At 37.9% G+C, this 7,423-nt stretch carries 6 protein-coding genes; 1 reads left to right on the top strand and 5 read right to left on the bottom strand.

Going from position 1 to position 7,423, the window contains the following annotated elements; genetic code table 11:
* Nucleotides 1–59: 59 nt before the first annotated feature.
* Complete coding sequence (locus tag G0028_RS20970; RefSeq protein WP_015586042.1) at nt 60–761, top strand: IS1-like element ISPa14 family transposase; 702 nt, start codon at nt 60–62, stop codon at nt 759–761.
* A 687-nt stretch (nt 762–1,448) separates the two neighbouring features.
* Here G0028_RS20970 and G0028_RS20965 read toward each other — a convergent pair.
* The 5 genes from G0028_RS20965 to G0028_RS20945 form a co-directional block, all read right to left on the bottom strand.
* On the bottom strand, nt 1,449–2,324 hold the full coding sequence (locus tag G0028_RS20965; protein WP_012478242.1) for an SDR family oxidoreductase: 876 nt from the start codon (nt 2,322–2,324) through the stop codon (nt 1,449–1,451).
* Between the two features lie 91 nt (nt 2,325–2,415).
* Nucleotides 2,416–2,667 carry a hypothetical protein gene (locus tag G0028_RS20960; protein WP_180047900.1) on the bottom strand — a complete coding sequence of 84 codons (252 nt, stop codon included), beginning with the start codon at nt 2,665–2,667 and terminating at the stop codon, nt 2,416–2,418.
* A gap of 14 nt (nt 2,668–2,681) precedes the next feature.
* Nucleotides 2,682–4,817, bottom strand: a complete 2,136-nt coding sequence (locus G0028_RS20955) for a relaxase/mobilization nuclease domain-containing protein (protein ID WP_180047899.1) — start codon at nt 4,815–4,817, stop codon at nt 2,682–2,684.
* A complete protein-coding gene (mobC, locus tag G0028_RS20950; protein ID WP_180047897.1) occupies nt 4,807–5,343 on the bottom strand; it encodes a plasmid mobilization relaxosome protein MobC in 537 nt (178 codons plus the stop codon). The genes G0028_RS20955 and mobC overlap by 11 nt, the downstream gene beginning before the upstream one ends.
* Before the next feature lie 293 nt (nt 5,344–5,636).
* On the bottom strand, nt 5,637–7,001 hold the full coding sequence (locus G0028_RS20945; RefSeq protein ID WP_180047895.1) for a replication initiation protein: 1,365 nt from the start codon (nt 6,999–7,001) through the stop codon (nt 5,637–5,639).
* Between the last annotated feature and the right edge of the window lie 422 nt (nt 7,002–7,423).

The following is a 7,423-nucleotide window of genomic DNA, read 5'->3' as shown; positions in this document are numbered from 1 at the left end:
GGTGGTGTTTCAAAAAGTATGCTGAAACAAAGCAGGTTGAATTTTGATAAAATAGAGAAATGCGAATAACTCTAGAAATCAAATGTCCAACCTGCCTCAGTGACAGTATAAAGAAAAATGGCATCAAAGTAGATGGGAAACAAAACTATCAGTGCAAAGACTGTAAACGTCAGTTTATTGGTGACCATGCTCTGAGCTATCTAGGATGTCATTCAGGCATTACTCGAAAAATATTACAGTTGATGGTCAGAGGTAGTGGTATACGAGATATCGCTGAAGTTGAGCGAATCAGTATCGGTAAAGTTTTACGTACTTTAACCGAATCGACCTACCAAATTCAGCCTAAACAAAGTCATTATGAGTCTCTTGAAGTTGATGAGTTTTGGACTTTTGTGGGAAATAAAAATAATAAACAATGGCTTATTTACGCCTACCATCGAGAAACAGGTGAGATTGTTGCTTATGTTTGGGGTAAAAGAGACTTAGCTACAGTTCAACGATTGAAGGCAAAGCTTAAACAATTAGGTATTCACTACACCCGAATTGCAAGTGATCATTGGGACAGTTTCATAACTGCTTTTAAAAACTGCAAGCAAAGTATTGGTAAATTTTTTACTGTAGGTATTGAAGGTAATAATTGCAAAATAAGGCATCGAATTAGGCGCGGTTTTAGAAGGAGTTGTAATTTTTCAAAAAAGATTGAAAACCATTTTAAAGCTTTCGACTTAACCTTTTTTTACATCAATAATGGCTTCATTTAATGTCAGCATACTTTTTGAAACACCACCGTTTTCCGTTGGTCATGATTGCCAATGCCGACTAAATTATCAGCTTTTAATTTCGTCATTCTAGCCACTGCAAAACTCATTGTATGCACCTCATTTCGGAGTTATCTTCCAAGTAAAGTATAACACACTATACTTTACATTCGTAAAGGTGTGCTCTCCGAGGGTCAAAGCAAGAACCTGGCTTGTGCCAGATTCCCAAAGTCAAAAGCAAAAAAATAACCGCTGCTGCCGTTTCTTTTTCCTAGTAACAGAAATGAGATTTTCACCTTTGCGCTTTTCCGCAACGGTTGCAAATTCATTCCCAAGATCAAGTAAAAAAACCATGGGCTTTGCCCAAACCCACGAGGGAAAAATTTCCCCTCGACCCCCTCCAAAAAACTCCCCCAACCCCCTCACTTTTTGAGGGGGCTCCCTCGCCGGTTGGCAGGACAAAACAAAGTTTTGTCAATGCCGAGAGGGTGGAAAATCAGTGGCTCGTATCAACTCCTTAAATTCCTTCCGCTTTGCTCCAGTCAGACATTTACCGTTGACACTTCCCGTTTATCTTTCCTTCTGGCCAAATAAAAAAAGAGTAGCCGTAGCCACTCTTAATTTTACTTATTCAACAATCGCGCCCGATTGCGGCATACTTAAAAATAATCTCAATATTTTTTTGATCTTCTATTCCTCGATTATTCCATATCCTTCTGGTGCAGGAATCCCATGTTCTGCAGAACGACTGACTGATTCCCACTCTTTCCATGTAGATATACGTTTTTCTGCATTTTCAACAGCTAAATCATAAACAAGGCTTCCTAGAATCAATCGGAGAGGCGGATTCTCACTATTAACCAGTTTCATTATAGCTTCGGCAGCCAACTTAGGGTCACTATCAACTGATTCGGTTGAGTTTTGTTGAGCCAACTTCTCACGTAATGAATCATACTCTTTGTTCTGTGTGGTAAAACTCATTTTTAAGTATAGATTCGTCCAATAGCCTCCGGGTTCAACGATAGATACCTTTACACCAAAATGTGCAGCTTCTTGTGCTAATGCCTCGCTAAATCCTTCTAAAGCAAATTTGCTAGCACTATAGATTCCCGACATTGGACCAGTAATCAGTCCACCAATACTAGATATCTGTATAATATGACCTGATCCTTGTGTCCGTAAGTACGGCATAGCTGCTTGACAAATCCAAATTGCACCATAGAAATTAGTCTCCATTTGACTTCTAACTTCATCTTCACTAAATTCTTCAATCATTCCCAATACCATATTTCCTGCATTGTTAATGACAATATCGATCCTTCCAAAATGTTTAATGGCAGTTTCCACTGTAGTAAAAACAGCACTTCTATCAGTAACATCAAGACTTAACGGAAGTAACATTCCTTCAAACTGGTATTTTAACTCATTAAGTTTTTCAATATTTCTAGCAACACCAACAACCTTATCTCCTGACTCTAGTACTTTTTTAGTGAACTCGTATCCTAGTCCACTGCTCGCTCCTGTAATAAACCATACTCGTGTATTTTCTACGTTACTAAATGTCATAAATAATTTCCTCCATTAATCATGTAATATTTAGGTAGCAATTACCCGATATAAAAAAGGGTGAGTACCAAATATTTTATCCAAAAAAGGCTCAGCAAAAAGGGAAAACAAAAAAACGCAAAACGTAATAGCTTTTACACAAAGTAAAAAAGTTTTGATTGTCCATTTTTTCATGACACCAATTTAGCTGTAACAGCCAATGTTTTTCTGCATTTAATTGTTCGTACACATCATGTAAATAAGACAAGTCTACATTTTCCATTTCAGAAAAAGTAAGCATTGCAGCATAAGCAACGTCACTGATTGATGATGTTTCAAAGTGCTCGCTAATATCTATTTTCATAATTTTTTCATCTCCTACATTGTGAATCCGTTGTCATTATTACGTTCAATAGCTTTTGTTTCAGGCTTCGCCTGAAATAACGGCTTAACTTCGTTTTCTTTTTTAACAAGATCATTTAAGCGATATTCGTTTGAAGTTCGTTCAAGTGAGAATGTTCGATTGAGCTTTTGTCGAGTGTCGTAATTCAGATGACAGCCTGATTTTTTCATATAATCAATAATGCGCTCATCATTGCGTATCATCTTGTTTACAATATCAATTTCATCTCGACTTAGCCCCTTTTCGTAGTGCTTATAGTGTCCTAGTTCTTGAAATTTGGTTTCGATGTAGTAAGCGACTTGCTCAATATTTCGATTCTTAAATGCTTCATGCTGACGTTCTGACCAAACAGCAATACGCTCCGCAGTCGGTGAGCGATAACCATTGTTTTTGAAATATCGAGTTAAATCAGTACAGGGCTTCGGCTTAATCACAACATTACTGAGTTGTCGTGCAATTAAATCAATGTGTTTAGTTGTTCGATCAAGTTGTTGACTGAAAGTTCTAGCTTCTGAAGCTTGTTGTTTAACTCGCTGACGTTGATTTCGTTGTTTGTTGCTGTATTCAATGATGATGCTGTCGAAAGTGCTTTCGTTAATTGCGATTGTGTGAGCTGTATATCGTCCAGAATTGGTTTTAGTTCTTGATTGATCTTGCTCTGCACTAATTTTTCGATGTTCGAGTTGTCCAGTACAGTAAGCAATTTCTCTTGCAAATGTTTTTGCGCTTGCATTCCGAATTTCTGTAAAGATTCTGTCAAATCGAGTTGCGGAACTTGGCTCATCTGCTGAATTAGTGCTGTGTTGCGCTGTTCTAAGTGCTCGATGTACTTCTTCTGTTCGTTGATACAAGTCTGCTGTAGCTCGTTCTGTTTCTGTAGCAAGCTGACTTGCTGACTGATTAACTGCTGTAATTCGCTCATTCACTTCACCAATAAAATTATAATCAGAATTAGCAGTAACGCTGTGCATGATACTGACAAAATTAGACTGATTTTCTGCTGTTGTTGCTGTGTCTGCTGTTGCTCTAAGCTCTGAATATTCAGGCTTTCTGCTTGCTTCACTAAAATCTGTACTTGATTCAATAGCTCTGCTGATTTCTGGGTGAGCTTGTAAACTGATTCCGTCTGGTCTTGTGTTTTGCTGATCAAAACTTGACTGTGCTGTAGTATCTCGCTGTCTATGATCTGCAAGCGTTGTCGGGTATTTGTCTGCAAAGAATCTAGCTCTTGATTCAGTTGCTCGTTGAAGTTTGTTATAGAGTTCATTAACTCGTTTTGCATCGACTTCATTTGCTCTTGATGCGCTTTGATCTGCTTCTGCTCTAGCTCGATTTTCTGCGTAAGCAGTGACATTGAATCCATCTTTATAAAACTCCCCTGCCAACTTCACGGCTGTCTTATCACCATGTAATTTGACTGAAATAGTGTCTTTAGCATTTCGTGTGATGATTCCGTATTCAGCAAGTGTTTGGACAACATCACTACGGTCTTGAATCACGCCTGCGTTAATGCGTTGACCAATAATTTTGTTTAAAAGTTCCTTTTTTTCAGGCTTGGTTTTACCTGAAAAGTTGATTTCAACGGCCGCTGCACGTTGGGAATGTGTGTGGTGCGGTAGCTGTACATCAGCTTTTAAAATTGCAAGGTCGTCAGGCTTGGACCAGGAATGTTTTTCATTTAAATAATCCCGAACTTTGTCGAAATATTTTTCGTGACCGGGTGGCGCAATATTTAATGACTTACCTGTTTCAAGATCGACACGCGGCACCAAAATATGTACATGCTTTGAACCGTCCTGAGCTACGTGTAGCACGGCATTCATGTGATAGCGTGTTGGGTCTAAATCAGCAAAAGCATGTTTTTCAAACTGGTCTAAAGTTTCTTGAATCTGTGCATCCGTTGGATTGTCTTCTTTTGACCAAGCAATGACAGCGGAGCTATAGCGATAATCAAAATCTAGGCTTTCAGTAATGGCAACAAATGTTTGTGCATCACCTCTAAGCGTCTGAATATCAGGACGCAAATCGCCTTTTGCATCTTTTTCAGCAAGTAAGTAGCCAACGGCTTTCCGTGGACAGCCTTTACCATGCTTGGTGAATTTAATGTGCATCGGTTTCGACCTCCGTTAGCTCAACGGCTTTGATGACTCGGCTTCGTGCATTTTCGATAGCGGTATCGGACATTGTTGTTTTTTTAATTTCACCGATCACGGCATGTATATCTTCTTGAATTGCTTGAAGCACTTGCAGACACTCGATAAAGCTAAATTCTTGAGTGAGATCCAACTCTTGTTGTCTGTCATTTTTAATAAGATTTAAAGCTCTAGCACACTGATTCAGATTTGTACCAACTCGCCCAAGTTCAAATAAAATTGCTGGGTCTACTTTTGGCGGTGGTCGATGATGCTTTTTTTGTTTGAGTGGAAATGTGGGTTTCACATAGTTTTCAATTTCAACTAAATGAAATTCTGTACTAATCGCATTTTTAATTAGTCGATTGTTGAAGTCACTAAACTGTAAGTTTCTTTTCTCAAGAAAATCATCAAGCTGATTTTTTTCATCAACTGTCAGACGTAGACGTTTAACTTCTGATTTTGGATTGATCTTTTTAAATCTTGTTAAGTCTTCATCATCCATTTTTACCACTCCCCTATTGAGGGTTTTGCTTTTGGGGGTTTGGGGGCGAAGCCATCCAACAAGACTTCTGTGCTACAACTTTTCGGAACTGCGTAGCAGGGCTGAAAATTGTAGCTACAGAGTAGGCTTGCTTAATTACAATAGCATCTTGTTTCTGTGCTAACAATATTCATCAGAATGTTGTTACACAAAAACAAAGGCTATCTGTAATTATTGCTGAATCAGACTAAATTAGATCGTGAGTTATTTGAGGGGGGGAAAAGCAAAAACAAACTCTTTGCTTACGACTAAGCTTAAATATTTAATTGATTAAAGAGTTTCACAGTTTGAATATTTGAAGTTTTAAGATTTAGAGGCTTTAAAATACGCTTTGGCTCGCTTCGCTCGCATACAAGATGAGAATTACTACGTAATTCTTTTACCAAGAGCACACTACACTGATAGTTATTTGCATTAAATATAGGGCTAAATCTATGATATTTAATGTTTTTTACTTTAATTTCTTGCACTTTTGTTTTTTCTGTTTTAATAGCCGTTTTTCGAGATTTAGACTCATTAATTGCGTTATAGACTGAGCGTATTGATAAACCAGTGAGTTTTGCTATATCTGTGGCTTTCTTTCCACGTTTATGTAGTCTTCGAGCCTCTTGTCTTTGTTTTGAATAGGCATATCCTTTGGCTTTACCCCCTTTTTTCCCACATTTCGCAGCAATTTCACTAATTTCAGACTTTGTCATTCTTTGCTTTTCTCCAAACGCCCCATAACAGTAATTCGTGATGCTATGGCAAATCGTAGCAACTTCACTTGGTTGAACGGGTGGACTGCACTTTGTTTCATTCAATTCGTTCGCAAAATCATTCAAACAGTTTTCAAATTGCTGTCTTGTCCAGTCTTTAGCGTATTTATTGTAAAGACTATAAGCACGTACACGCACAGTATTAAACAAGAAGTCATTACGCTCCCCTTTGGCTACTGTTGCACGATCTGACGCTTGTTTTAGTGCTTTATCTGTCTGTTTAGCTTGTAGTCGTTCAATAAATGTTGTGCTTTTGACTTCTAGTTCTGAAATTCGAGCAAGTTCATACATCTCATAGCTTGTTGAACGCATCCCGATAACGTCCCATTGCTCACAAAATGGATTTTTAGCGATGAAGTTATGATAAGCATCATCACCGCCAAAAATACCGTTTAGATGGCGTTTTAGGGCTTTATAGAGGCTGTGTGCTTTTGTGCTGTAGTTACCTTTTCGATTACTTGTATCTATGCATACCCAGTTTTTTAGACAGTAAACAAGCTGAACATGCTTATTTGCTCGATTTTTAATAATTAGATTAGGAATTGGAGCATTTGAAGTGCTGTAGATGATTGCTTCAATCGTATCCGCAACTGGCTTGTCTATATCAATGATCAGTGTGCCGACTTTAAAGTCTGTAGCAGTCTTTAAATATGCGAAATCAGCAAAATCAGGCTCATCTTTGTGAAACCATGTTGGTTTTTCACCTGCTAGCGCAATTTTTGAAGTCCATAGCGGGCATGAATCAGGAATTGAAAGACGAAAAACGCTAAGAGATGCGTCAAGATCAGACCTTTTGGTCTGTTGATCTTCGTAAAGTAGGGCTTTTTTGCGTAAATTAAACGCTGTTACAGTTTTCAGCATAAACAAGTCAGTTATTTAGACTTGTTAAATCGCTGTATCCACTTCATAATACGCCTATACATTGTGGATTCAGCTACTAACAAGTCGGTTGATGAAGCCAAAAAGAAGCCTTGCGTCGTCGAAAACTGGGGCTTTTTTTTGGTCTGTACATTTTCTAATTCAAGAAAATGTATCTAATTGCACTCAATTTGAAGCTACTCTACAACTATTGCAAGATTTTTTTTCTCATTCGTTGAATTTTCGCAAAAATAAATCTGTTACCACATCAAAACCTGCAATTTGTTCAAAATTAAGACACTTTTTTTTTCGAGTACAGCAATGTAAAACATTGCTACGCAGAAAAATAAAGGGTCATCTTCTACTTTTACGCTTGATCACGTTGAATGCTTGATTTAACTGCACTGGGTCATAGTTCAAGCTTT

Origin of the sequence: Acinetobacter piscicola, from assembly GCF_015218165.1 — a bacterium.
Lineage (GTDB): Bacteria > Pseudomonadota > Gammaproteobacteria > Pseudomonadales > Moraxellaceae > Acinetobacter > Acinetobacter piscicola_A.
Note: the sequence above shows the minus strand (reverse complement) of the source record. Positions and strands in the feature narration are given on the sequence as shown.

What these genes read in the sequence shown, in the direction of transcription:
- G0028_RS20965 (WP_012478242.1), bottom strand. Translation starts at nt 2,324, where the DNA reads ATGACATTTAGTAACGTAGAAAATACACGAGTATGGTTTATTACAGGA.
- mobC (WP_180047897.1), bottom strand. Translation starts at nt 5,343, where the DNA reads ATGGATGATGAAGACTTAACAAGATTTAAAAAGATCAATCCAAAATCA.
- G0028_RS20955 (WP_180047899.1), bottom strand. Translation starts at nt 4,817, where the DNA reads ATGCACATTAAATTCACCAAGCATGGTAAAGGCTGTCCACGGAAAGCC.
- G0028_RS20945 (WP_180047895.1), bottom strand. Translation starts at nt 7,001, where the DNA reads ATGCTGAAAACTGTAACAGCGTTTAATTTACGCAAAAAAGCCCTACTT.
- G0028_RS20960 (WP_180047900.1), bottom strand. Translation starts at nt 2,667, where the DNA reads ATGAAAATAGATATTAGCGAGCACTTTGAAACATCATCAATCAGTGAC.
- G0028_RS20970 (WP_015586042.1), top strand. Translation starts at nt 60, where the DNA reads ATGCGAATAACTCTAGAAATCAAATGTCCAACCTGCCTCAGTGACAGT.